Here is a 23,219-nt window from a genome sequence, read left to right on the forward strand (position 1 = left end):
CAAGCCTGTGACCTGGGCTACTCTGCGACGGTGAGTGCGCAGAGGGGGCCCGAGGACCGGGCCGGGGAGGACGGTGCCGGGCGCACAGCCTCCACCCTCGGGCGGCACGAGCGCCTCCTGCTCGGCGGCGGCCCCACGCTCACGCTGCGCCAGGTCGCCGCGGGCGCCGGCACCAGTGTGGACATCGCCCGCCGCTTCTGGCGCGCCATGGGCTTCGCCGACGTCGACCCCGACGACGTGCGCTTCACCGACCGGGACGTCGAGGCCCTGCGCGGCGTCGCCGACCTCATCGACGAGCACGACGACGGGCTTCCCTCCCCCTCCGCCCCGGGCGGGGGACTGGCCGCCTCCAGCGTCTTCGAGATGCTGCGTGCCCAGTCCTACACGATGGACCGCCTCGTGCTCTGGCAGCTCGAGACCTTCGTCGCCGACGTCGCCCAGCGCCTGCACCTGGACGACACCGCCGCCCGGCTCGTCGTCCTCGACCACGTCGACGAGATGGCCACGGCCCTGCGCTCCCAGCTCGACTACGTGTGGAGCCGCCACCTGGCCGCCCTGCTCAGCCGCACCGACGCCGAGGTCGCCGGGCGCGGCCGGGAGGACGCCGGCCCCGACCTCTACCCGCTGACCCGCTCGCTCGGCTTCGTCGACATCGTCGCCTTCACCCAACGGGCGCAGACCATGGGCCGCCTCCAGCTCGAGTCGATGCTCAACGACTTCGAGACCACGGCCCGCAACGTCGTCACCTCCCGCGGTGCCCGCGTCGTCAAGACCATCGGCGACGCCGTCATGTACATCGCCGACGACGTCGTCACCGCCGCGGACGTCGTCACCGCGCTCGTGCGCGAGCTGCAGAGCGGGCCCGTGCCCATGCACGTGCGCGCGAGCCTCGTCCAGGGGCGAGTCGTCTCACGCTCGGGCGACGTCTTCGGCCCCACCGTCAACCTGGCCTCACGCCTGGTGGACACCGCCGAGCCCGGTGGGATCCGCATGGACGAGGCCACCGCCCGCGCCATCATGAACGGGCCCGACGCCGTCCGCTACCGGGTGAGCGAGTGCAAGGAGGTCGTCGCCAAGGGGCTGGGCAACATCGTCCCCTGGGCGCTCGAGGAGGCCTGAGCGCCGGTCCCGGCCGCCGCCGGCACGGCTGCGCCGGCGGCGGGGCCGGCGCACGAGCTCCTCACAGGGGCGTGGCGCGAGCGAGCACCGTCCCATACGATCCGGACATGACCACAGTGCTGCTCGTCGAGGACGATCCCGCCATCTCGGAGCCCCTGGCCCGCGCCTTCGGCCGCGAGGGCTACACCGTGCGCGCCTACGGCACCGGTGCCAGAGCCCTGGAGGAGGTCGCGGACGCCGACATCATCGTGCTCGACCTCGGCCTGCCGGACATCGACGGGCTCGACGTCGCCCGCCAGGTCCGCGCCCAGGGCCTGACGACCCCGATCCTCATGCTCACCGCTCGCTCGGAGGAGACGGACCTCGTCGTCGGCCTCGACGCGGGCGCGGACGACTACGTCACCAAGCCCTTCCGCCTGGCCGAGCTGCTGGCCCGCGTGCGCGCCCAGGTGCGCCGCGCCTCGGGCGAGGTCACCGAGGACGAGCTCGTCGCCGGCGAGATCCGGGTCGACGTCGCCGCCCACCGCGCCTTCGTGGGCTCGCGCGAGCTGCAGCTGTCCACCCGCGAGTTCGAGCTCCTGCGCGTGCTCGTGCGCGGCGCCGGCAGCGTCGTCGGCTCCGAGGACATCCGCAAGGAGGTCTGGGGCGAGGACCCGACCGGCTCCGAGCAGGCCCTGGCCATGCACGTCACCTGGCTGCGCCGCAAGCTGGACGACGACGAGGCCGCCCCCGCGCTCCTCCTCGCCGAGGGCGCGGGCTACCGCCTGACGGTCTGAGCCCCGGCGGGGCCCCGCAACCGGGCCCCGCCTGAGCCGCACGGCCCGCTCGCACCGGGCCCACACGTACCGGGCCGGGCCCGGGGGGAGGAGGACGACGTGCGACGCCGGGTCATGCTCATGACGATGGGTGCGGTCATGGTCGCCGTCGTCCTGCTGGGCCTCCCGCTGGGCTCCGCCTGGGTCCTGCTGGCCCTGCGCCTCACGCGCGACTCCGAGGACCGGGTGCAGATCATCGTCACCGTGGTGCTGGCGGTCCTCGGCCTGGCGCTGCTGGCCGTCGTCACCGCCTACGTCGTCGCCGCCAGGGGCTCGCGCCGCATCCAGGCGCCGCTCATCTACCTGGCGGCGGAGGCGGAGCAGCTCGGCTCCGGCCAGGTGCGCCCGCGCCTGCGCACCTCGGGCATCGAGGAGATCGACCTCGTCCAGGCCGAGCTCGTGCGCTCGGCCGAGCGGATGGCCGGGCGCCTGGCCGCCGAGAGGCAGTTCGCCTCCGACGCCTCCCACCAGCTGCGCACCCCCCTGACCTCCCTGGAGCTGCGCCTGGAGGAGATCGAGATGATCGCCGAGCAGGAGGAGGTGCGCGAGGAGGCCCGCGCCTGCATCGAGCAGGTGGACCGGCTCACCGGCGTCGTCGAGGACCTGCTCAAGGTCTCCCGCCGCAAGGGCGGGGGCTCGACGGAGGCCCTGCGCCTCGTGGACGTCCTGGAGCAGCAGCGCGAGGAGTGGGAGCCGGCCTTCAGGGCGGCGGGACGAAGCCTCGTCATGAGCGACGAGGTGGGCGTGCCCGTCCTGGCGACACCCGGCTCACTCACCCAGGTGCTCGCCACCTGCCTGGAGAACTCCCTGCGCTACGGGGCGGGAACGACGACGGTGAGCGTGCGCAGCGCCAACGGCGGGCACAGCGTCTTCATCGACATCGCGGACGAGGGCCCGGGCGTGGACGACGAGCTGGCGCCGACGATCTTCGAGCGCGCGGTCTCCGGCCACGGCTCCACGGGCGTGGGCCTGGCACTCGCCCGCAACCTCGTCGAGGCCGACGGCGGGCGCATCGAGCTGTCGCAGCGGCGCCCCCCGGTCTTCTCCGTCCTGCTCAGCTCGGTGCCCAAGACGCTGGACCCGGACAAGGTCCTGCCGCAGGGGGCGCTCGTGAGCGTGGGGCGCCGTCGTCGCTTCTGAGGGCGGCTCAGGCGCCGGTGCCCGCAGCGCGGCGCAGGCGCGCCGACAGCCAGGAGACGAGCATCGGCAGCACCGAGACGAGCACGATGGCGAGGATGACGACGTCGATGTTCTCGCGGATCCAGTCGTGCCCGCCCAGGAAGTAGCCGAGCCACACGAGGGCGAAGGCCCACACCGTCGCCCCCAGGACGTTGAAGCCGACGAAGTGGCTGTAGCGCATCTGCCCGACCCCCGCCATCACGGGCGTGAAGGTGCGCACGATCGGCACGAAGCGCGCGAGCGTGACGGCCTTGCCACCGTGGCGGTCGAAGAAGGCGCGGGTGCGCGTCACGTGCTCCTGCTTGAACAGCCGGGAGTCCGGCCTGTTGAAGACCGCGGGCCCCGCCTTGCGGCCGATGACGAAGCCCGTCTGGTCCCCGACGGCGGCGGCGAGCCACATGAGTGAGGACACCACCCAGATGCTCACCGGCACCTGGCCCGTGTGGACGAACAGGCCCAGGGTGAACAGCAGGGAGTCGCCCGGCAGGAAGAAGCCGACGAGCAGCCCGGTCTCCGCGAAGATCACGAGCATGACGCCCAGGACCGCCCACGGCCCCACCCACTGGACGAAGGTCGTGATCATCGAGGCGGGGTCGAGCCAGTCGGGGCCCAGCATGGGCAGCGCCGTGGCGGCGACGTGGGACAGGGCAGCGGCGGGCAGTGCGGGCACGGCCCCAGGCTAGGCAGTGGCGGTGGCCGGCAGCAGGGCCGGAGGGCACGTGGACGGTGTGGGCTCGCGCACGCGGACACGGCCCGGGTGGGCGGTGCTCAGGGGCGCGGTGCCGGCGTCGGCCCCTCCTGGCCCTGACGTGAGGACGGCCGGGTCGCGGGGGCGCCACCGACGACGGCGACCGTCACCGAGCCGGGGGACTCCGGCTGCTCGGCCGTGCCCGTGAAGACGATGTAGTGGTAGAAGACGAAGCGGAAGGCGGTGCCCAGGGCGAAGCCGACGACGTAGGCGGCGACGTTGTCCGCCAGCGGGGACGTCATCTCCAGCACCTCATGGGTGAAGAAGAGGCAGAACTGCGTGATGAGCACGCCCCCGACGTTCGCGAAGGCGAAGAGCAGCGCCTCCCGGGCGGCGTTGTCCTGAGTACGGCCCCGGTAGGTCCACAGGCGGTTGGTGACCCAGGAGAAGACGGTCGCGATCGTCGCGCTCAGCACGTTCGCCGTGTTCGGGTGACCGGACAGGAAGCCGAGGGGCCCGTGCTGGAAGAGGTTGAACAGCCCCGCGTCGATGCCGAAGGCGAGGGCGCCCACGAGGCCGAACTGGACGAACTCGCGCACCCAGGCCACCAGGCGCCCGCGCAGGCTCGTGGAGGAGGGGGACATCGAGGCGGGCGGGTGCGGCACGGAGGCGATCCTAGAGGGTGAGCGCCGGCCCGGCTGCGACAGGGCGTCACGACCCGTCAGGGCACCCACTGCACCGACACGCTCGCCAGGTCCCACACCCAGCTGATCCACAGCACCTGCCCCAGGACGCAGCACACGAGGGCCAGCGCCAGGCCGCGCCGCCCGTGGTGGCGACCCAGCGCGTCCGCCAGCGCCCAGCCCACCGGCAGCAGGGGCAGCAGGAGCCGCAGCAGGGAGGTCGTCGGGTCGAAGAAGACGAGCAGGTAGAGGACGTAGCCCGCGCACCAGGTCCACGCGGCCGCCCCGGTCGAGCGCAGGGCCCGCGAGCCCAGGACCGCCCCCACCAGCACGAGGACGCCGGCCAGGAGCACCGGCCCCAGGTGCTCACCCGCCCACCAGCCCGAGCGCAGCACCCAGGGCGTGAAGGGCAGCAGGTGCGAGCCCCGCCACGCGGTCTCCGTCGCCGTGTAGGCGTCCGCCCGTCCCGTCACGGCCCAGGCCAGCGCCGGCCACAGCAGCGCCGAGGCGAGGGCCACCGCCGTCAGGACGAGCAGGCGCGCGCGCTGAGCCGCCGACAGGCCGGCCCCCAGGGCGGCGGCGAGCGGTCCGCGCACCACCGCGGGCGGAGCGCCGCGCGAGCGCAGCAGGTCCGCCAGCCACCACAGCCCCAGGCCGGCCGCCAGCGGCAGTCCCACCGGCCGGGACAGGGCCGCCAGCGGCACAAGCGGCACGGCGGCCAGGAAGCGGCGCCGGTCCGCCAGCAGCAGCACCGAGGCCACGAGGGCCAGGGCCAGCGGCTCGGCGTAGGCGCCCTGCAGGACGAGGGCGCAGGGCCCGGACCACACGAGGGCCACCGCCCACAGGGAGGTGGAGGCGCCCGTGCGGGGGGACAGCCAGCGGTCGGCGAGCACCGCCGCGAGGGCCGAGGAGGTGAGGGACACCAGGGCCGCACGCGTGTAGAAGGAAGCACCGGTCCACGACAGCAGCCCGGCGAGCGTCGCCAGCAGCGGCATGAAGGCCCAGGTGCTCTGCGTCACCCGGCCGGAGGCGTCCAGGGGCAGCTCGGCCGGGTATCCCTCGGACTCGATGCGGGCGTACCAGCCCGCGTCCCAGAAGGACGTGTGCTCGCCCCAGGAGGGCCGGGGCCCCGCCCACGGGGTGGCGGGCGTGTCCTGGGCGCCCAGGCGCGCCAGCAGGAGCGTGAGGGCGGTGCAGGCCGCCCACACGAGGAGCACCTGCAGGGGGCGGGGCAGCCGCACGAGGGGCCGGTGCGGCGCCGTGCGCGGCGGCGGGGGCATGTGGTCGGGCACCGCCCCAGCCTATGCGGCCGGGTAGCCTGGCCCGCGTGAGCGCTCCCACGGCTGCCGCCGCCCGTCGTCCCGCCCCCGTCGTCGCCGTCATCGGCGGCGGCCAGCTGGCCCGCATGATGCAGGAGGAGGCCAGCGCCCTCGGCATCCACCTGCGCGCGCTCGTCGAGGCGGCCGACGGCTCCACCGCCCAGGTCGTCGTCGACGCCCCCGTCGGCGGGGCCGGGGACGCCGGGGCCGTGCGCGCCCTCGTGGCAGGAACCGGCACCCGGGCCGACCCGTCCAGCGCCCCGCGGCTGCAGGCGGCCGTGCCCGCCGACGTCCTCACCTTCGAGCACGAGCACCAGGACTCCGACCTGCTGGCGGCCCTCGTCGCCGAGGGCGTCTCCGTCCAGCCGGGCCCCGACGCGCTCCTGCTCGCCCGCGACAAGATCGCCATGCGCCGTGCCATGACCGAGGTCGGCGCCCCCCAGCCCGCCTGGGCCGAGGTCACCGGCACCGCCGAGCAGATCCGCGACGGCATCGAGTCCTTCGCCTCGCGCCACGGCTGGCCCGTCGTCCTCAAGACCCCCCGCGGCGGCTACGACGGACACGGCGTCCTCCTCGTGCGCAGCACCGATGAGCTGCACGACGGCGAGGCCGCCACCTGGGTCACCGCCACCGCCGCGGCGGCCACGGGCGGTGGCGCCCCTGGGCCCGTCGGCACCGGCGGTGGCAGCCTCGGCGGTGGCGCGGTCACCAGCCTGCTCATCGAGCAGGCCGTGCCCTTCACCCGCGAGCTCGCCGTGCTCCTGGCCCGCAGCCCCAGCGGCGAGACCGCCGTGTGGCCCGTCGTCGAGTCCGTCCAGGCCGACGGGATCTGCGCCGAGGTCATCGCCCCCGCCCCCGGGCTCGACGACGCCGCCACCGAGCTCGCCCGGGCCACCGCCCTCGCCATCGCCGAGCACTCTGGCGTCACGGGCGTCCTCGCCGTCGAGCTCTTCGCCGTCGAGGCCCACGGTGAGCCCACCCGCCTGCTCGTCAACGAGCTCGCCATGCGCCCCCACAACTCGGGCCACTGGACCCAGGACGGCGCCGCCACCAGCCAGTTCGCCCAGCACCTGCGGGCCGTGCTCGACCTGCCCCTGGGCTCCACCGAGCCGACGGCGGCCGCCACCGTCATGGTCAACCTCCTCGGTGGGGAGCAGGAGCCCGACGACGGCGCCTGCGCGCGGGCGCTCGCGGCCGACCCCGGCGCCAGGATCCACCTCTACGGCAAGCAGTGGCGGCCCGGGCGCAAGCTCGGGCACGTCAACGTCACCGTCCCCGGCGACCCGGCCTCACCGGCCCCGCCCGAGCCCGTCGCCGAGGCCCGCCGCCGCGCCCGCGCCGTCGTCGCCGTCCTGCGCGGCGAGGCCTGACCACCACCCCTGAGCACCCTGGAAGGACCCTCATGAGCACTCCCGCCGCCAGCCCCGTCGTCGGCATCGTCATGGGCTCCGACTCCGACTGGCCCACCATGCAGGCTGCCGCCGGCGCCCTCGACGAGCTCGGCATCGCCTACGAGGCCGACGTCGTCTCCGCCCACCGCATGCCCACCGAGATGATCGACTACGGGCGCAGCGCCAGCGCGCGCGGCCTGCGCGTCATCATCGCGGGGGCCGGCGGCGCCGCCCACCTGCCCGGGATGCTCGCCGCCGTCACCGAGCTGCCCGTCATCGGCGTGCCCGTGCCGCTGCGCCACCTCGACGGCATGGACTCCCTGCTCTCCATCGTCCAGATGCCCGCCGGCGTGCCCGTCGCCACGGTCTCCATCGGCGGGGCCCGCAACGCCGGCCTGCTGGCCGCGCGCGTCCTCGGCGCCGGGGAGGGGGAGGAGGCGCAGCGCCTGCGCGCGGCCATGCGCGACTTCCAGGCCGAGCTCGGCCGCGTCGCCCACGCCAAGGGGGCGGCCCTGCGCGAGCGCTGCGCTCAGGGCTGAGGGCGGGGGCTGTCACTCAGCCCTGGTCAGAACCCCCGCCGGGCCCTCAGGGCTACACGGAAACCGCGGAATTCCGCGGAACCGATCGTCGGCGGCGATCTCTGACCAGGGATCCGTGACACCCGCCCCCGGCCGCCCGTCTAGGCTAGGGCCATGAGCATCCTCGTTGCCGGTGGCGCCGGCTACATCGGCGCCCACGTCGTCCGTCTCCTGCTCGAGCGCGGCGAGGAGGTGATCGTCGTCGACGACCTGTCCTACGGCAGCCCCGAGCGCGTCGAGGGCGCCACCGTCGTCGAGCTCGACGTCGCCTCCGGTGAGGCCCCGACCGTCCTCACCGACCTCATGGAGCGCCGCGGCGTCACCGCCGTCATCCACTTCGCCGCACGCAAGCAGGTCGGCGAGTCCGTCGCCCGGCCCGCCTGGTACTACCAGCAGAACGTCGGCGGCCTGGCCCACATGCTGCTCGCCATGGAGCAGGCCCGCGTGGACCGGATGATCTTCTCCTCCTCCGCCGCCGTCTACGGCATGCCGCCCGTGGAGACGGTCCGCGAGGACATCGACTGCCACCCCATCAACCCCTACGGGGAGACCAAGCTCATCGGCGAGTGGATGATGGCCGACGCCGAGCGCGCCTGGGGGCTGCGGTGGGCGGGCCTGCGCTACTTCAACGTCGCCGGCGCCGGCTGGGACGACCTGGGGGACATGGCGACCCTCAACCTCATCCCCATGGTCCTCGACCGCCTCGTGCGGGGCGAGACCCCGAAGATCTTCGGCACCGACTACCCGACGCCGGACGGCACCTGCATCCGCGACTACATCCACGTGCGCGACCTCGCCACCGCCCACATCGCCGCCCTGGACTACCTGGCCTCCGGCCGGCCCATGGAGGAGCACGTCTTCAACGTCGGCACCGGCCAGGGCGCGAGCGTGCGCGAGGTGGTCGACAAGTGCGTCGCCGTCACCGGCCTGGACCTCGTCCCCGAGGAGCTCGACCGCCGTGCGGGCGACCCCCCGCAGCTCATCGGCGACGCCTCGCGCATCACCCGGGTCCTGGGCTGGCACGCCGAGCACGACCTCGACGACATCGTCACCTCCAGCTTCAGCGCCTGGCAGGCGGACCCGAACCGCCCGCACTTCGGCCCGCGCGACTGACGCATCACGACGGCGGCCGGCCACCCATGACGGGGTGGCCGGCCGCCGTCGTGCCGGGGCGCCGGTCCTCTCAGCCGGAGAGCCGGTTGAAGTCCTCCGGGGTGAGCGTCCCGTCCCGCAGGGACTCGAAGAAGCCCGGGGCCGTCGTGCCCTCGAGGAGCACGGCCGAGCCGATCCCCCCGGGCTCGTAGTCGAGGGACTCGATCGGGGGTGCGCCCGTCAGGCCGCTGCCCGAGGCGCTGCGGAAGGCCAGGAGCATCCTCGCCAGGTCGAGCGTGCGCATGTCCTCGTCCACCGTGAGCGTGGAGGCGCCGGCCTCGACGAGAGCGTCCTGGCGCGTGAGGGACAGGAGTGTCCGGGTGCTCATCGCCTCGGAGACGACGGCGGAGACGACGGCGCGCTGGCGCAGCGCCCGGCCGATGTCCCCCAGGGGGTCGGACTTGCGCATGCGCGAGTAGGCCAGGGCCCGCGTGCCGTCCACCCTCTGGCACTCGCCGTCGGCCGTGTGCCACACGAGCCCGGAGTCGGGGTCCTCGACGTCGTAGTCCAGGCACACCTCGACACCGCCGACGGCGTCGACGAGTGAGGTGACGCCCCCCATGCCGACCTCGACGTAGTGGTCCACGGTCAGCCCGGTGAGGTCCTCGACCGTCTCGACCAGGAGCGGGGCCTCGCCGTAGGCGTAGGAGGCGTTGATCTTGTCCCCGCCGTAGCCGGGGACCTCGACGTAGGTGTCGCGCGGCAGCGAGACGAGCGCCGCGGTGCCGTCCTGGGCGCGGTGCAGGAGCATGATCGAGTCGGCCCGCGCGCCCTCGGCCTCGTCCTGGACAGCGCCGTCGGCTCGCGAGTCCGAGCCGACGATGAGCCACGTCTCCCCGCTCGTGTCCGCGGCCCCGGAGAGCGCGTCCACGCGCCCGATCGACTCCTCGACGCGGTGCGCGAGCCACAGCACGCGCCCCCCGACGAGGGCCAGCACGAGGACGAGGACGGCTGCGAGCCAGCGAAGCGGGCGCACCCGACGGCGTCGGCGCGGCCGGGCCGTGTCGGTCCGCGGTACGGGTGGGCCGGCCGGGTGGAGCGGGGCCTGCGCCCAGGGGTCGCCCTGGGCGGCCCGGGTGGGCGGGGGCGCTGCCGGGACCCGCTGTGGGTGGGGGGCACCGGGCTGGTGGACGGAGCGGCGCACCGGGTAGGCGGTCGGCCCGCCGGAGGAGGCTGCCCGCGGGGGAGGGGACAGCGCGCCGGAGCGCGTGGCGCCGGCCGCCGGCAGCGCCCGGGTCCGCTCGACGCCGTCCTGCCCGCGAGGCGCGAGAGGGACGACGGAGGAGCCCGCGCGTGCGCGGGAGGCGTGGGGGCGCCGAGGCGTGCCGGAGTCCCGCGGCGGCAGCGAGGAGGGCAGGGGCTGGCGGCTCTGGGCAGCGGCAGGGGGAGGGCCCTGGCGGCGTCGGGGAGCGGGGGCCGGGGCGGCCGCACCACCTGCGCCCCGGGCCCGGGGCGGTGTCGCGGGTGGTTCGCGGCGCACACGGCGCCAGCCCGGGGCGCCGGAGCCGGGCGCGAAGGAGGGGGGCAGGTCGCCCGAGTCAGTCGAGCTCATGACAGGAGGACCTCACGGGGGATCGGGGGCATGACGGGCGGTGCAGGGCCTACTGCTGGAGGTTGTAGCAGGCGGTGGCGGGGTCCTCGGCGGGGGCCTCGCCCTCCCCGGAGGGGACGGCCTCCTCGAGGGTGTCACCGGAGGCGGCCCCGTCGCCGGAGCCGTCGTCCGAGTCCGCTCCGGTGCCCCCGGACGGAACGCTCCCGTCACCCTGGACGGAGACGGACTCGTCGGGCACGGGGGTGTCGTTGATGAGCGCCTCCCACACGGCCTCGGCCTGCCAGGAGGGCACGACGCGGTTCTGGGGGTCCGAGGGGGCCGGCGCGAAGGGCATCGTCACGAACCGCACGTTGCCCATGCCGATGGAGGCGATGGACTGGGCGAGACCCGCCAGCGTCGGCAGCGAGCCGATGCCCGGCGAGGTGGTGAGCGTCGCCAGCGCGCTGCGGGCGAAGGAGTACAGGTCCGTGGCCGAGGTCAGCAGGTTCTTCTGCTGGGCCGTGCGCAGCATCGCCGCCATGAGGTTCTGCTGGCGGCCGATGCGGTTGAGGTCCGAGCCGTCGTAGCCGACGCCGTAGCGCACGCGCGCGTACTGCACCGCCGTCATCCCGTCCATGTGGTAGCAGCCGGCGTCGAGCACGAGCCCCGTGTGGTCGGGGTCGTCGATGTCCTCGTCGACGTAGACCTGCACGCCCCCCAGGGCGTCGACCATGGTGGACAGGCCCGAGAAGTCCACGACCATGTACTCGTCGATGTAGAGGCCCGTCAGCTGCTCGACGGTCTTGATCGTGCAGGCGGCCCCTGCCGCGACGGCCTCGGGCGAGGAGCTTTCGCCCGCACCGTTGGAGAAGGCCGAGTTGAACATGGTGTCGTACTGGGCGTAGGTCTCGGTGCCGTCCGCCTGCGTGCACGAGGGGATGTCGAGGAGCGTGTCGCGGGGGATGGAGACGACCTCGATCCGGGAGCGGTCCGCGGAGACGTGGAGGATCATCGCCGTGTCCGAGCGGGCGACGGCGACGTCGTCAGTGCCGTCGGCGCCGTCGATGTTGTTGGCCCCCGAGCGCGTGTCCGATCCCATGACGAGGATGTTGACGGCCCGGCCGGCGTAGCTGTCCTCCACCGCCTCCTCGGTGGCGTCGGCGCGCGTGGGCCGGTCCGATCCGAGGAGGTCGTTGACGTCGATGCGGTTCACCTGGCTCTGCAGGTCGTGGTAGCTGATCGCCGCGAAGGAGGTCGCGAAGAGCACGACGGACAGCAGGACGAGGAGGATCCTGCGCCCGGTACGGCGGGCGAGGTCCTGCGCGGCATGCCGTGCGAGCGGCCGGAGCGAAGAGGGCACGAGCGAGATCATAGGGAACGCCGCTGGGAAATCCGTGGATATCGTTCCCCGTCCCCGCACCGGGCGGAGGCTCGGTCAGGTGCGCGGGACGGTGCGCGGGCCTGTCGCGGCCCGGTTCCGACAGCCCGGTCCGGCCCTGTCCGCGGTGGCCGCTTCGGCTAGGCTCCGCCTGTGAGCGCAGAACCCACCGGGACGATCCGGGTCGTGACCGTCGCCTACAACCCCGGCGACGAGCTCGACCGCTTCCTCGCCTCCGTGCCCGCGGCGACTGCGAGGAAGGTCACGCTCGTCATCGCCGACAACGGCACCGAGCGCCACCTCGTTGACGAGCTCGCCGCACGCCACGGGGCCCGGGTCGTGCGCGGCGGGGACAACCTGGGCTACGGCGGCGGCGCCAACCTGGCCGCCGCGGGGCTGACGGAGGACTGGCTCGTCGTCGCCAACCCGGACACCGTCTGGCGCCCGGGCAGCCTGGACCGGCTCGTGGAGGCCGGCGAGGCGGACCCGACGGCCGGCTGCCTGGGTCCGCGCCTGCTCAACCCCGATGGCACCGTCTACCCGTCCGGGCGCGCCCTGCCGACCCTCGTGGGCGGGGCCGGGCACGCGCTGCTGACCCGGCTCTGGCCCTCCAACCCCTTCTCCACCGCCTACCACGCGCAGGACGGCAACGACGCGGTCCGCCAGGTCGGCTGGCTCTCGGGCGCCTGCCTCCTCCTGCCCCGGCACGTGTGGCAGGCCCTGGGGGGCTTTGACGACGGCTACTTCATGTTCTTCGAGGACGTCGACCTGGGGGCCCGTGTGAGCCGGGCCGGCTGGCGCAACATCCAGGTGCCCGAGGCGGTCGTCGTCCACGAGCAGGGCGCCTCCTGGAAGGCCCGCCCCGAGAGGATGATCCGGGCGCACCACGCCTCGGCCCGGCGCTACATGCGCGGGGTGTACGACGCCCCGTGGCAGGCGCCCGTGCGCTGGGCGGTCACCGGGGGCCTGTGGCTGCGCGAGGAGGTCGAGGTGCGCGCCGCCCGCAGGGCCGGTCGCACGCGCTGACCGGTCCCGGACGGTCCGGGCCGGCTCTCAGACAGGGCCTGGTCCGGGGCTCAGTCCCGTTCCGGCTGCACCGCCACCGCACCGGGCGGAGCGTCCTCACCGCGCCGGGCGTCGTCGTCGGCCGCCTCCATGAGGGCGATCCGGCGCGCGAGCCGCGTCACCTGACGCTCGAGGGCCGCGTTGCGACGGAAGGAGGACAGCATCTGGGCGAGGAAGGCCACCGCCAGGGCGTACAGCAGCAGATCCGTCCCGCGGCCGACCCCCACCAGGTGCGCCAGGTGCGTCATGAGGCTCGGGGTGGCGATGGACACGACGGCGAAGGCGACGAAGCCGAGCGTCACCAGCCGCCGGGCGGCCTGGTGGCGCGAGCCCCCCGGGACACGGTAGATGAGCCAGCCGATGACGGCGACGGCGACGATGAGGACGACCTGGATGACGATCTTTGAGCTCATGACGGTGCTCCTGCCCGGCTCCTCAGGAGAAGACCAGGTCGACGAGGATGTTGACGGAGTTCCACAGGGACTGCCCCTTGGCCCGGGAGTACTCGGTGTAGGCGATCCTCACCGGGTGCTCGGCCCAGGCCAGGCCCGTCGCCCCCAGCTGGCGCACGATCTCCGAGGCGTGCGCCATGCGGTTCTGGCGCAGCTGGACCCGTTCGAGGGCGTCGCGGCGGATGACGCGCAACCCGTTGTGGGCGTCGGTCAGGCGCATGCCCGAGCTGTGTGAGGACACAGCCGCAGCGGTGCGCAGGACCAGGCGCTTGGCCCAGCCGACCTGCGTGGAGCCGTCGAGGAAGCGCGAGCCCAGGACGAATCCCAGGTCCTCCTTCCTCGAGTGCTCCACCATGGTGGCCGCGTCGTCCACGGAGTGCTGGCCGTCGGCGTCGAAGGTGACCGCCCAGCGGGCGCTGGTGCGCTCCAGGACGTAGGTGAAGCCCGTCTGCAGGGCGGCCCCCTGCCCGAGGTTGACCGGGTGGCGGACAACGACGGCGCCCGCCGCAGCAGCCTCGGCGGCCGAGGAGTCCGTCGAGCCGTCGTCCACGACGACGACATGGGGGAAGACGCGGCGCGCCCCCTCGATGACGCCGCGCACCACCGGGGCCTCGTTGTAGAGGGGGATGACGAGCCAGACGTCGGTCAGGGGGGAAACGGGGTCCGTGTGGTCGTTCATCAGCGGCATTGTCGCACAAGGGTCACGGAAGGCGGCGCGGTGGGCCTAGGATGGGAGACGATTCTTTGCCCCGTCGTGTCCGAGGAGAGCCTGTGGCTGTTCGCATCGCCGATTCCGCCGATGTGTCGGAGGAGGCCGTCATCGGCGACGGCACCAGCGTCTGGCACCTCGCCCAGGTGCGCGAGCACGCGGTCCTCGGCCGGGGCTGCGTCATCGGGCGCGGTGCCTACATCGGCGAGGGCGTCGTCATGGGGGACAGCTGCAAGGTGCAGAACTACGCCCTCGTCTACGAGCCCGCCCGCCTGGCCGACGGCGTCTTCATCGGCCCGGCCGTCACCCTCACCAACGACCACTTCCCCCGCGCGGTCAACCCCGACGGCACCCTCAAGTCCGCCTCCGACTGGGAGCCGGTCGGCGTCACCATCGAGGAGGGCGCCTCGGTCGGCGCGCGAGCCGTCTGCGTCGCCCCCGTCACCATCGGTGCCTGGGCCACCGTCGCCGCCGGCGCCGTCGTCACCAGGGACGTGCCCGCCCACGCCCTCGTCGCCGGGGTCCCCGCCCGCCGCATCGGCTGGGTGGGGCGGGCCGGCGAGCCCCTCGTCGCCGTCACCGACGGCGAGGCCGCCTACCGTGAGGGCACGGCGCGCTGGCGCTGCCCGGTCACGTCCACCGTCTTCGAAGAGCTCGAGAACACGATCCGAGAGGTGTCCATCTGATGGCATTCGACTTCATCCCGCCCGCCAAGCCGATCATCGGGGACGAGGAGCGCGCCGCCGTCGACGCCGTCATCGCCTCCGGCATGGTCGTCCAGGGCCCGCAGGTGGCCGCCTTCGAGGAGGAGTTCAGCGCCCAGGTGGTCGCCGGCGCCCACGCCGTCGCCGTCAACTCCGGCACCTCCGCCCAGCACCTGGCCGCCCTGGCCTCCCTGGGCGGGACGAGCCCAGCCGCCCTGGCCGAGGCCGAGGTCATCGTCCCCTCCTTCACCTTCGCGGCGACCGGCAACTCCGTGGCCGCCACGGGCGCCCGCCCCGTCTTCGCCGACATCGACCCCGTGACCTTCACCCTCGACCCCGCCAGCGTCGAGGCCGCCGTCACCGAGCGGACCGTCGCCATCGAGGTCGTCCACCTCTACGGCCTGCCCGCCAACATGCCCGAGATCCTGGCCATCGCCGAGCGCCACGGCCTCAAGGTCTGGGAGGACTGCGCCCAGGCGCACGCCGCCGCCATCGACGGCACGCCCGTGGGCACCTTCGGCGAGTGGGGCTCCTTCTCCTTCTACCCGACGAAGAACATGACCTCCCTCGAGGGCGGCATGGTCTCCACCTCCGACGCCGGGCTGGCCCGCCGAGTGCGGCTCCTGCGCAACCAGGGCATGGAGCGCCAGTACGCCAACGAGCTCGTCGGCTTCAACAACCGCATGACGGACGTGGGCGCCGCCGTCGGCCGCGTCCAGCTCACCAAGCTCGACGGTTGGACCGCCCAGCGCCAGGCCAACGCCGCCGTCCTGGACGCCGGTCTCGCCGGTGTGGCCGGCGTCGTCACCCCCGCGGTCCCCGAGGGCTACCGCCACGTCTACCACCAGTACACGATCCGCTTCGAGGGGGCCACCGCCGACGAGCGCACCGCCGCCCAGACGGCCCTCAAGGAGGAGTGGGGCGTCGGCTCCGGCGTCTACTACCCCATCCCCAACCACCGCCTGGCCTCCCTGGCCCCCTACGCCCCGGACCTGGAGCTGCCCGGCACGGAGAAGGCGGCGCGCGAGTGCCTGTCCCTGCCGGTCCACCCCTCGCTGAGCCGGGCCGACCTCGAGCGCGTGGTCGAGGCCGTCACCGCCGTCGCGAAGGCGGGTGCGTGAGCATGAGTGAGAACCTGCGCGTCGGGCTCATCGGACTGGGCTCGATGGGCCGCCACCACGCCCGCGTCATCCGCGCCACTGAGGGCATGGAGCTTGTCGCCGTCGCCGACCCGGGTGGTGACCGCTTCGGCGTCGCCGGCCCCCTGCCGGTCCTGGACGACGTCGCCGCCCTCATTGACGCTGGGATCGACGCCGCCATGGTCGCCGTCCCGACCGTCTACCACGAGGACGTCGCCCTGGCCCTGGCCGAGGCCGGCGTGCACACCATGGTGGAGAAGCCCATCGCCCACAGCGTCGAGGCGGGTGAGCGGGTGCGTGACGCCTTCGCCGAACGCGGCCTCGTCGGCGCCGTCGGCTACGTCGAGCGCTGCAACCCCGCCCTGCGCGCGCTGCGTGAACGGCTCGACGCCGGCGAGCTCGGGCAGGTCCACCAGGTCCTCACCCGCCGCCAGGGCCCCTTCCCGGCCCGCATCAGCGACGTCGGCGTCGTCAAGGACCTCGCCACCCACGACGTCGACCTCACCGCCTGGGTCGCCGGCTCCCCCTACGCCGCGGTCAGCGCGCAGGTCTCCCACCGCTCCGGCAGGCAGCACGAGGACATGGTCGTCGCCAGCGGCGTCCTGGCCAACGGCGTCATCGTCTCCCACGTCGTCAACTGGCTCACCCCCTTCAAGGAGCGCGTCACGGTCGTCACCGGCGAGAAGGGCTCCTTCGTCGCGGACACCCTCACCGGGGACCTCACCCTCCACGCCAACGGCACCGTGGAGTCCACCTGGGAGCAGGTCGCCAACTTCCGCGGTGTGAGCGAGGGCGACGTCATCCGCTACGCCATCGCCAAGCGCGAGCCCCTGGCCCTGGAGGCCGAGCGCTTCCGCGACGCCGTGCTCGCCGGCCCTGGCGGCGCCACCGAGGTCGTCACCATGGACGAGGGCGTGCACACGCTGCGCGTCGTCGAGGCGGTGCTCGCCGCGGCGGCTGAGAACCGCACCGTCACGCTGTGAGCACGCGAAAGCGCCTGCTGGCCCTCGCCGCAGCGGCGGGGGCCGGGGCCGCACTCACCGCGCTGCGGCGCCCTGCGAAGGACGGCGACCTGCGCGTCGCCATCGCCTCGCGCCTGTACGCCCCCGAGCCGGCGGCAGCCGCCCTGCGCCTGCACGGCCTGGCCCGCGCCCTGTCCCGGGCCGGCGCGCGGGTGCGGGTGCTCACCTCCACCCCGCCCGGGACGCAGGCTCCCACCGACCCGGGCGTGGAGGTCCTCTCCGCCCCCGCGCTGCGCGACGAGAACGGCTACATCCGCGGCTACGCCCAGTACCTCAGCTTCGACCTGCCACTCGCCCTGCGGCTCCTGGTCGGACCACGCCCGGACCTCGTCGTCGCCGAGCCCCCGCCGACGACCGGCGCGGTCGTCCGGGCGGCCGCGGCCCTGCGCGGCGTGCCCTACGCCTACTACGCCGCCGACGTGTGGTCGGACGCCGCCGCCTCGACCGGCGCGCCCGGCTGGGTGGTGGGCGCGCTGCGCCTGACCGAGCGCTTCGCCCTGTCCGGGGCGGCGACGGTCCTGGCCGTCAGCGACGGCGTCGCCGAGCGGGTGGGACAGCTGGGGGCCCGGCACGTGGACGTCGTGCCCAACGGCATCGACACCGAGGTCTTCACCCCCGAGGGGCCAGTTGCCGAGGAGGCCCCCGACGCCCCCTACCTCCTGTACGCGGGCACCGCCTCGGAGTGGCAGGGCGCCGGGATCTTCATCGAGGCCCTGCGCCTCGTGCACGAGACCCACCCGCAGGCCCGGCTCGTGCTGCTGGGCCAGGGCTCCGACTGGGAGCACCTGCGCGAGCTCGCCGCCGGTGACGAGCGGGTCGTGCTGCACGACCTCGTCCCCGCTGAGGCGGCCGCCGCCTGGCAGCGCGGCGCCCTCGCCAGCGTCGTCTCCATCCGTCCGGGCCTCGGCTACGACTTCGCCTACCCGACGAAGATCTTCGCCGCCCTGGCCTGCGGCACCCCCGTCGTCTACGCCGGGCCGGGCCCCGCCCGCGAGGACCTGCCCGCCCACGGGCTCGGCTGGGCCACCGGCTACGACGTCGAGGCCGTCGCCGTCTCCATGCGGGCCGCTCTCGAGGAGGCCGGCACGAGCCGGCAGGACGAGCGCGCGGCCGCCTGCCGCCGCTGGGCGCTCGAGCACCGCTCCATGCAGACCGAGCTGGCCAGGGCGGCACGGGTCCTGCTCAGCGAGAGCACCTCCATTGCTTGACGCCACGGGAGAGCGGGGCACGCAGTCGGTGCGCCTCGACTCCCTCACAGGCATGCGTTGGTGGGCGGCCTTCGGCGTCTTCGCCTACCACATGACCAACCTGGCGCCCCTGCCCTCCCAGGACCTCCTGCGCTTCGGCTACTCGGGCGTCTCCTTCTTCTTCATCCTCTCCGGCTTCGTCCTCACCTGGTCCGCCCGGCCGGAGGTCACCGCACGCCAGTTCTGGTGCCGTCGGGTCGCCCGCATCTGGCCCGCGCACCTCGTGGCCCTGGCCCTGGCCCTCCCCGTCTTCTACACGCTCGGGACACCGGACCCCGCGCAGAGCTGGGTTAAACCTCTCGGCCCCGTGGTGCTGTGGTCCGTCCCCCTGCTGCAGGGCTTCAGCACGGACGACGTCATCTCCTTCTCCGGCAACCCGGCTGCGTGGACCCTGTCCTGCGAGGTCTTCTTCTACCTCCTGCACCCTTTCATCAACGCCCGGCGAGGCTCCAAGCGAGTGGCTGTCCTCCTGCTGGGGGCCTCCCTCCTGAGTGGTCTCTGGTTCTGCCTCGTGCCGCACGCGGGGGTCCCCTCCCCGGTTGCCCGTTCCTGGGAGTTCCTCCTTGGGATGGGACTCGCCCACCTGGCGCGTGCAGGCCTGCGCACCCCGGTGACCCCCTGGCTCGCCTACCCGGTGCTCCTGCTTGCGCCCATCTACTACTACATCACCGTGACTCGGGACGTCGGCCCTTCCGCCCTGGTGCCGCTGGGCCTCGCGGTGATCTACGGTGCCGCTATCTGGATCGGTGCCCAACAGGACCTCACCGGCACTGCCTCGGGAATGCGCCAGAGGCTTCTCGTGAGGGCGGGTGAGGTCTCCTTCTGCTTCTACCTCGTGCACGCCACCGTCCTCTACGAGGTCAAGGCCCGCACCGGCGTGGTCTCCTGGGGTCGTCCCGTCCTCAGCCTGGTGGTGTGGGCGGGTGTCTTCCTTGGTGCGCTGGCCGTGTCCTGGGTGCTGCACCGGCTCGTCGAACGCCCCTGTGAGAAGCGCCTGCGGGCATGGGGAGACCGGCGCTGGGGTAGGGCAACGGCGATGCTCGCGTGACACCCGGGGTGTTGCCCGCGGTGTGGGAGGATGAGCCCGTGAGGGTCCTCCACGTCAATGACGTCGCGCGCATCGGCTCCGCCCTCGTCGCCGAGGCCGCTCGCCAAGGCCTGAGCTGGTCCCTGTACGACACCGCCCGCGTGGACCCCTCCTGGTCCCCGCGCACGCGCGCCCTGCGCCGTGCGCTGCGAGGCGCCGCCTGGGAGGCGGGCCTCCTCCAGCGGGCGCTTGCCACCGACCTGCTGAGTGTCCACGGCGCCACTGTCACCGCCCACACCCGGTGGTTGCGACGCCCCTACACCCTGCACCTGCACGGCACCGACATCCGCACCCGGCGCTACGAGGAGCGCTACACCTCTCTCGTCACTGACGCCGTCCGGGGGGCGCTGGACGTCTACTACACGACCCCCGACCTGGCCGAGCACGTGCTTGATCTCAGGGACGACGCCACTCTCCAGCCCGTCATCGTTGACGTTCGTGAGGTGCCCGAGGCCGTGCCCGGCCGCCCGGCGCCGCCCCGGATCCTCTTCCCGTCGCGCTGGGACCCGGCCAAGGGCGGTGAGAACCAGCTCGAGCTCCTCCGGGCCCTGCGGGGCAGGCTCGGGGACGATGTCGTCCTCGAGGGTATCGACTGGGGTGCTCACGCCCACCTTGCGGCCCGGGAGCACGGCGTGCGGCTCCTGCCACGGATGAGCCACGAGGCCTACGCCACCTGGCTCGCCTCAGGAACCCTCGCCGTCGGGCAGCTCACCGGCACCATGGGCGTCTCCGAGCTCGAGGCCGTCGCCACAGGGGTCCCACTCGTCATGCCACTGAACCGCCACTGGTACGACGGCGCCCACGACACCACCGCCGATGTCCCCGTCCTCGGAGGCCCGGCCGACCCCGCCGACCTTGTCGAAACCGCCCTGCAGGGCGTCGTCGACGGCCTCGACGGGCATGTCCCCGTCGGTGCCCGCGCCTGGGTCCAGCACCACCACAGCCCGGAGCGCGCGGTGGTGCGCCTCGTGGAGCGCTACAACGCGCTGACCTGATCCTCAGGACCCGGGGACGAGACGCGAGCCCCAACGCCCGTCGAGGAACAGGGAGGACCACAGCCCTACCGAGCTCGCACCGGCAGCGAAGCGCCGCACCTGCTCGTTGCGCGGCACCACCGCGCTGAAGGCCTCGAAGGCCATCGGGTGGTCGAGCATGACCCGCAGCGACCGGTACCTGCTCAGCAGACGGCTCGTGCCGGTCGCTTCCATCCCCACCCGGAGCACCCGCTTGGGCAGAGCCGGGATCCTCGCAACCGGGCGGACGTAGTAGCCGGGATCCGCGCCCGTGGCCTGCGCGTAGACCTCCGAGGTGAAGCTGGCGTACCAGTCCCGTGTGGCCGTCAGCGACTGCGAGCCGGACAGCAGCCAGGACCACATCTGCGGCTCCAGCATGGGCAGCGCCCAGCTGTAGCCGAAGGCCTCGTAGGGCTTCACCGAGTTGTTGATGTACTTCGCCTGGCGCTCACGGAGGTTGAACCACTCGACGACCTCCTGGACGCTGCGCTCGCGGGCCGGGTCGAAATCCACCTCCGCGGCGGCGCGCACGATCTCGTGCCCCAGGAGGTCCGAGGAGCGGAACACCTCCTTGTTGCCCTGCAGGCAGGTGTGGTGACGGGCGATGGTGGACAGAACCTCGGCTCGTCCCACCGGGCGTGTGAGCAGGTCGTCATCGTGCATGTTGCCGACGACGGTGTGACCCGGCAGGAACACGGCGTTGGCATCGACCAGACCCCTGCGGCTCATCTCGCGCAGCGCCCACCAGTCCTGGACGTGAGGCAGTGAGGTCCCGCCCCAGGTCAGCCGCTGGAAGTCCTCGGCCTCACCGGAGAACCAGGCCTGAGCCATTCGCCTGGGGTCCAGGTCCACGCCGAACCAGTCGATCCCGAGCTCCTGGGCCACTCGCCTCGAGACCTCGACCTCAGCACTACCCGGCTTGCCGTAGGTGAAGGCGCTCACGCGGTCGGCGTCGTGCCTGCGGAGCCACACGGCCAGGAGCCGGGAGTCGATCCCTCCGGACAGGGGCAGGACGAGCTGGCGGGACCCGGCCTGCCGGAGCATCCTGGTGACGGTCGTGTCGAGCACGTCGGCGAGTGCCCTGCCGAAGTCCACCGGGTCCGTCACCGGCTCCACCCGGTAGCGGTACGAGGTCCACGGCTCGACGGTCCAGGTTCCGTCCTGGTGGAGTGTGACGACGCTGGCCACCGGGGTCGAGTGGACCCCGGCGATGAGGGAGCCCGCGCCGACGGTGAATCCCGAGTGCCGGAAGACCTCCGCCTGCTCGACGTCGAGCCGCCAGTCGGTGACACAGTCCCTGAGGATCTGGGGGTCGTCCGTCACGACCCACGCACCGTCGTCGAAGGTGAGCAGGAGGTGGTGCGAACGCAGCAGGTCGGTCGTGATCCGCAGCGTCGTCGGTCCCTCCTCGAGCAGTGTCCAGTGGCCGGCGCGCTGCTCGGCGGGCGTGGCCGCCACGGAGTCGGCCTCCTCAGGGCCGGGGCGCAGCGGGCTCCACAACCGCGCTCCCGCGGGGGAGGCATCGGACCAGGTCGGGGAGGTGAGCCGGAGGCGGAGGGTGTCCATCGTGGTCCGTTCGTCGGGGAGTGCGGTCAGCGGGATGGGAGGCGACGCGGGGTGTCATGAGTGGTCCGCGTGGTTCAATACCCGCATGACACAGCCGCTCCGCCAGCGATGGGAGTCGCTCAAGGAGCGCAGCCCCGTGGTCGGGGCGATCCTCACGTTGGTCTCGGGCACCGCAGCGGGGCAGGTCATCACCTTCGCGCTCCAGGTCCTCATCGCGCGAGTCTACTCGGACGTCGACAAGGGGCTGTTCGGGATCTACGGGTCGATCACCGGCTTCGTCATCACCTTCGCCGCCCTGCGCTTCGACCTCACGGTCATCCTGCCCAAGGACGACCTCTCGGCCCGGGTCCTCGCCCGCCTGTCATGGCGGTGCATCCTCGTCTCCGCCCTGCTCACCTCCTTCGTCTGCGTCCTCGGGGCGACGTTGCTGCGCGACCACTACCACCACTCCGACACCCTCATGTGGTGGCTCATGGGCTCGGGCTTGACCGTCTTCCTCGTCGCACAGATCGCCAACGTCCAGTACTGGCTCACCCGTAAGGGACGCTTCGGCGACATCGCGCGCAACCGCGTCCTGCAGTCGACGGCGGTCGCCGGAAGCCAGCTCCTGGTCGGTCTGGTGATGCACGGAGGGCTGCCGGCCATCGTCTTGGGCACTATCCTCGGCCAGGCGGTCACCCTCATCTCCCTTGAGCGCCGGGTACCCGAGCTGCGCGCCCCCCTGGGACCCGAGGCGCCCACGATGCGCGAGATGGCGGTCCGCTACTATCGCATGCCGCTGCTCAACGGTCCCAACGTCCTGGTGGACGCGGTGCGCAACAACGGCATCAACCTCGTCATCGGAGCGGTCTCCGTGGCGGCCCTCGGCCAGTTCCAGCTCGCTTGGAACATCATGCAGGTGCCGGTCGCGCTCATTGCCGGCTCCGTCGCCCAGGTGTTCCTCAAGAAGCTCTCCGACGCGCCGAGGGGCACCATGCTCCCCCTGGTGCGGGCCGTGCTGTGGAGAGCGGTGCTTGTGTCGATTGTGCCCTTCGCCCTGCTCTACGTCGTGGCCCCCTGGCTCTTCCCGCTGGTCTTCGGCACCACCTGGGACGAGGCCGGCTACTACGCGCGGGCGCTGACACCCTGGCTGTTCATGAACGTGCTCACCTCCCCGGTCTCGAACATCTTCGTCGTCACCGAGCAGCAGAGCCGACTGCTGGCCTTTGCCGTCGTCTACTGCGTGGTGCCCCTGACGTGGCTGTGGCTCAGCCCCCTGGAGATCATGCCCACGATCACCGTGCTGGGCGTCCTCATGGCGCTCATGCTCGGCGGCATGCTCGTCATGGCGGTGCTCACCGCACGTTCCTACGACCGTGAGCCGGGGGCGCGGGGCTGACCGT

At 73.3% G+C, this 23,219-nt stretch carries 22 protein-coding genes; 14 read left to right on the plus strand and 8 right to left on the minus strand.

Annotated elements, in window-relative coordinates; translation table 11 throughout:
• The first annotated feature begins 30 nt into the window (after positions 1-30).
• The 3 genes from H6X67_RS02245 (at position 31) to H6X67_RS02255 (ending at position 3,074) form a co-directional block, all read left to right on the plus strand.
• Positions 31-1,119: an adenylate/guanylate cyclase domain-containing protein gene (locus H6X67_RS02245; RefSeq protein ID WP_249369144.1), complete on the plus strand. Its 1,089-nt coding sequence runs from the start codon at positions 31-33 to the stop codon at positions 1,117-1,119.
• 107 nt (positions 1,120-1,226) lie between these two features.
• Positions 1,227-1,895: a response regulator transcription factor gene (locus H6X67_RS02250; RefSeq protein ID WP_249369143.1), complete on the plus strand. Its 669-nt coding sequence runs from the start codon at positions 1,227-1,229 to the stop codon at positions 1,893-1,895.
• A gap of 99 nt (positions 1,896-1,994) precedes the next feature.
• A complete protein-coding gene (locus H6X67_RS02255) occupies positions 1,995-3,074 on the plus strand; it encodes a sensor histidine kinase (protein ID WP_249369142.1) in 1,080 nt (359 codons plus the stop codon).
• Between the two features lie 7 nt (positions 3,075-3,081).
• Here H6X67_RS02255 and H6X67_RS02260 read toward each other — a convergent pair whose 3' ends face one another.
• The 3 genes from H6X67_RS02260 to H6X67_RS02270 all read right to left on the minus strand — a co-directional run bounded on the left by H6X67_RS02260 (position 3,082) and on the right by H6X67_RS02270 (position 5,776).
• Complete coding sequence (locus H6X67_RS02260) at positions 3,082-3,729, minus strand: DedA family protein (protein ID WP_249375445.1); 648 nt, start codon at positions 3,727-3,729, stop codon at positions 3,082-3,084.
• Between the two features lie 152 nt (positions 3,730-3,881).
• On the minus strand, positions 3,882-4,445 hold the full coding sequence (locus H6X67_RS02265; protein ID WP_249369148.1) for a GtrA family protein: 564 nt from the start codon (positions 4,443-4,445) through the stop codon (positions 3,882-3,884).
• Between the two features lie 77 nt (positions 4,446-4,522).
• Positions 4,523-5,776: a putative hexosyltransferase gene (locus H6X67_RS02270; protein ID WP_249369141.1), complete on the minus strand. Its 1,254-nt coding sequence runs from the start codon at positions 5,774-5,776 to the stop codon at positions 4,523-4,525.
• Between the two features lie 113 nt (positions 5,777-5,889).
• Between H6X67_RS02270 and H6X67_RS02275 the strand changes: the two genes are divergently transcribed.
• The 3 genes from H6X67_RS02275 (at position 5,890) to galE (ending at position 8,885) form a co-directional block, all read left to right on the plus strand.
• Positions 5,890-7,173, plus strand: coding sequence for a 5-(carboxyamino)imidazole ribonucleotide synthase (locus H6X67_RS02275; RefSeq protein WP_249369147.1), 1,284 nt, complete (start codon positions 5,890-5,892; stop codon positions 7,171-7,173).
• Between the two features lie 32 nt (positions 7,174-7,205).
• Entirely contained in the window at positions 7,206-7,733 is a 528-nt protein-coding gene (purE, locus tag H6X67_RS02280) for a 5-(carboxyamino)imidazole ribonucleotide mutase (RefSeq protein WP_249369140.1), read from the plus strand.
• Positions 7,734-7,886: 153 nt separating this feature from the next.
• The gene (gene galE, locus H6X67_RS02285; protein WP_249369139.1) at positions 7,887-8,885 is read left to right on the plus strand and encodes a UDP-glucose 4-epimerase GalE; all 999 of its coding nucleotides are present in this window, start codon (positions 7,887-7,889) and stop codon (positions 8,883-8,885) included.
• Between the two features lie 70 nt (positions 8,886-8,955).
• Here the strand turns inward: galE and H6X67_RS02290 are convergent, their stop codons facing one another.
• Both H6X67_RS02290 and H6X67_RS02295 read right to left on the minus strand, forming a co-directional pair.
• The gene (locus tag H6X67_RS02290; RefSeq protein ID WP_249377021.1) at positions 8,956-10,476 is read right to left on the minus strand and encodes an LCP family protein; all 1,521 of its coding nucleotides are present in this window, start codon (positions 10,474-10,476) and stop codon (positions 8,956-8,958) included.
• A gap of 49 nt (positions 10,477-10,525) precedes the next feature.
• Complete coding sequence (locus H6X67_RS02295; RefSeq protein ID WP_249367592.1) at positions 10,526-11,815, minus strand: LCP family protein; 1,290 nt, start codon at positions 11,813-11,815, stop codon at positions 10,526-10,528.
• A 171-nt stretch (positions 11,816-11,986) separates the two neighbouring features.
• Here H6X67_RS02295 and H6X67_RS02300 point away from each other — a divergent pair, with 171 nt between their 5' ends.
• Positions 11,987-12,859, plus strand: a complete 873-nt coding sequence (locus H6X67_RS02300) for a glycosyltransferase (protein ID WP_249367591.1) — start codon at positions 11,987-11,989, stop codon at positions 12,857-12,859.
• A 50-nt stretch (positions 12,860-12,909) separates the two neighbouring features.
• On the opposite strand, the gene H6X67_RS02305 is transcribed toward H6X67_RS02300, so the two are convergent.
• Both H6X67_RS02305 and H6X67_RS02310 read right to left on the minus strand, forming a co-directional pair.
• Complete coding sequence (locus tag H6X67_RS02305; RefSeq protein WP_249367590.1) at positions 12,910-13,311, minus strand: DUF2304 domain-containing protein; 402 nt, start codon at positions 13,309-13,311, stop codon at positions 12,910-12,912.
• A gap of 22 nt (positions 13,312-13,333) precedes the next feature.
• Entirely contained in the window at positions 13,334-14,029 is a 696-nt protein-coding gene (locus tag H6X67_RS02310; RefSeq protein ID WP_249367589.1) for a glycosyltransferase family 2 protein, read from the minus strand.
• Positions 14,030-14,121: 92 nt separating this feature from the next.
• Here H6X67_RS02310 and H6X67_RS02315 point away from each other — a divergent pair, with 92 nt between their 5' ends.
• From H6X67_RS02315 to H6X67_RS02340, 6 genes are read left to right on the plus strand one after another with little or no spacing between them, the layout of a single operon-like run.
• Positions 14,122-14,745 carry an acyltransferase gene (locus tag H6X67_RS02315; RefSeq protein ID WP_249367588.1) on the plus strand — a complete coding sequence of 208 codons (624 nt, stop codon included), beginning with the start codon at positions 14,122-14,124 and terminating at the stop codon, positions 14,743-14,745.
• Entirely contained in the window at positions 14,745-15,884 is a 1,140-nt protein-coding gene (locus H6X67_RS02320; RefSeq protein WP_249367587.1) for a DegT/DnrJ/EryC1/StrS family aminotransferase, read from the plus strand. Before H6X67_RS02315 ends, H6X67_RS02320 begins: the two co-directional genes overlap by 1 nt.
• 2 nt (positions 15,885-15,886) lie before the next feature.
• Positions 15,887-16,885 carry a Gfo/Idh/MocA family protein gene (locus tag H6X67_RS02325; RefSeq protein WP_249367586.1) on the plus strand — a complete coding sequence of 333 codons (999 nt, stop codon included), beginning with the start codon at positions 15,887-15,889 and terminating at the stop codon, positions 16,883-16,885.
• The gene (locus H6X67_RS02330) at positions 16,882-18,132 is read left to right on the plus strand and encodes a glycosyltransferase family 4 protein (protein ID WP_249367585.1); all 1,251 of its coding nucleotides are present in this window, start codon (positions 16,882-16,884) and stop codon (positions 18,130-18,132) included. The genes H6X67_RS02325 and H6X67_RS02330 overlap by 4 nt, the downstream gene beginning before the upstream one ends.
• A complete protein-coding gene (locus H6X67_RS02335; RefSeq protein WP_249367584.1) occupies positions 18,125-19,219 on the plus strand; it encodes an acyltransferase family protein in 1,095 nt (364 codons plus the stop codon). Before H6X67_RS02330 ends, H6X67_RS02335 begins: the two co-directional genes overlap by 8 nt.
• Positions 19,220-19,257: 38 nt before the next feature.
• A complete protein-coding gene (locus H6X67_RS02340) occupies positions 19,258-20,253 on the plus strand; it encodes a glycosyltransferase family protein (protein WP_249367583.1) in 996 nt (331 codons plus the stop codon).
• A 3-nt stretch (positions 20,254-20,256) separates the two neighbouring features.
• Here the strand turns inward: H6X67_RS02340 and H6X67_RS02345 are convergent, their stop codons facing one another.
• Positions 20,257-21,837, minus strand: a complete 1,581-nt coding sequence (locus tag H6X67_RS02345; protein WP_249367582.1) for an asparagine synthase-related protein — start codon at positions 21,835-21,837, stop codon at positions 20,257-20,259.
• An 85-nt stretch (positions 21,838-21,922) separates the two neighbouring features.
• Between H6X67_RS02345 and H6X67_RS02350 the strand changes: the two genes are divergently transcribed.
• Entirely contained in the window at positions 21,923-23,215 is a 1,293-nt protein-coding gene (locus tag H6X67_RS02350) for a lipopolysaccharide biosynthesis protein (protein ID WP_249367581.1), read from the plus strand.
• Positions 23,216-23,219 lie beyond the last annotated feature (4 nt).

It is taken from the genome of Actinomyces sp. AC-20-1, from assembly GCF_023369555.1.
GTDB lineage: Bacteria > Actinomycetota > Actinomycetes > Actinomycetales > Actinomycetaceae > Actinomyces.

Excerpts from the sequence above, each read along its gene's own strand:
- H6X67_RS02250 (WP_249369143.1), top strand. The coding sequence starts at position 1,227 with ATGACCACAGTGCTGCTCGTCGAGGACGATCCCGCCATCTCGGAGCCC.
- H6X67_RS02260 (WP_249375445.1), bottom strand. The coding sequence starts at position 3,729 with ATGCTGGGCCCCGACTGGCTCGACCCCGCCTCGATGATCACGACCTTC.
- H6X67_RS02265 (WP_249369148.1), bottom strand. The coding sequence starts at position 4,445 with ATGTCCCCCTCCTCCACGAGCCTGCGCGGGCGCCTGGTGGCCTGGGTG.
- H6X67_RS02275 (WP_249369147.1), top strand. The coding sequence starts at position 5,890 with ATGATGCAGGAGGAGGCCAGCGCCCTCGGCATCCACCTGCGCGCGCTC.
- purE (WP_249369140.1), top strand. The coding sequence starts at position 7,206 with ATGAGCACTCCCGCCGCCAGCCCCGTCGTCGGCATCGTCATGGGCTCC.
- galE (WP_249369139.1), top strand. The coding sequence starts at position 7,887 with ATGAGCATCCTCGTTGCCGGTGGCGCCGGCTACATCGGCGCCCACGTC.
- H6X67_RS02290 (WP_249377021.1), bottom strand. The coding sequence starts at position 10,476 with ATGAGCTCGACTGACTCGGGCGACCTGCCCCCCTCCTTCGCGCCCGGC.
- H6X67_RS02305 (WP_249367590.1), bottom strand. The coding sequence starts at position 13,311 with ATGAGCTCAAAGATCGTCATCCAGGTCGTCCTCATCGTCGCCGTCGCC.
- H6X67_RS02310 (WP_249367589.1), bottom strand. The coding sequence starts at position 14,029 with ATGAACGACCACACGGACCCCGTTTCCCCCCTGACCGACGTCTGGCTC.
- H6X67_RS02320 (WP_249367587.1), top strand. The coding sequence starts at position 14,745 with ATGGCATTCGACTTCATCCCGCCCGCCAAGCCGATCATCGGGGACGAG.
- H6X67_RS02325 (WP_249367586.1), top strand. The coding sequence starts at position 15,887 with ATGAGTGAGAACCTGCGCGTCGGGCTCATCGGACTGGGCTCGATGGGC.
- H6X67_RS02345 (WP_249367582.1), bottom strand. The coding sequence starts at position 21,837 with ATGGACACCCTCCGCCTCCGGCTCACCTCCCCGACCTGGTCCGATGCC.
- H6X67_RS02350 (WP_249367581.1), top strand. The coding sequence starts at position 21,923 with ATGACACAGCCGCTCCGCCAGCGATGGGAGTCGCTCAAGGAGCGCAGC.